At 35.3% G+C, this 331-nt stretch carries 1 pseudogene; it reads right to left on the minus strand.

Going from position 1 to position 331, the window contains the following annotated elements:
- Positions 1–331, minus strand: a pseudogene (locus tag BPMYX0001_RS24360) (efflux transporter periplasmic adaptor subunit); the annotation flags it as partial.

Below are 331 nucleotides of genomic sequence, written 5' to 3' on the forward strand. Positions count from 1 at the left end.
GCGCCATTTCTGCACTTGTCGGGAACTCGCTTACCTCTGTAATTTTACCTGTCCATTTCTTCTTACTATTTGCTTTTGCAGTTGCAGTAAATGGTTGATCCTTTTGAATTTGTGATTTTTGAAGTTCTGTTAATGTCCCTTGAATTTGGAATGAATCTTTAGAAGCGATTTGTAAAAATGATTTTCCTTGTCCACCCATTGCTTGCGCTGAACTTTGTGCTGCATCTTTATCTAACTTTTGCACAACACCAGCGAAATTACTATAAATTGTGAGTTCATCTTGTTTTTTCTTTAATTGTTGTGATTGTAATTGACCTTTTTCTTTCTCAAG

Origin of the sequence: Bacillus pseudomycoides DSM 12442, assembly GCF_000161455.1 — a bacterium.
Taxonomy (GTDB): domain Bacteria; phylum Bacillota; class Bacilli; order Bacillales; family Bacillaceae_G; genus Bacillus_A; species Bacillus_A pseudomycoides.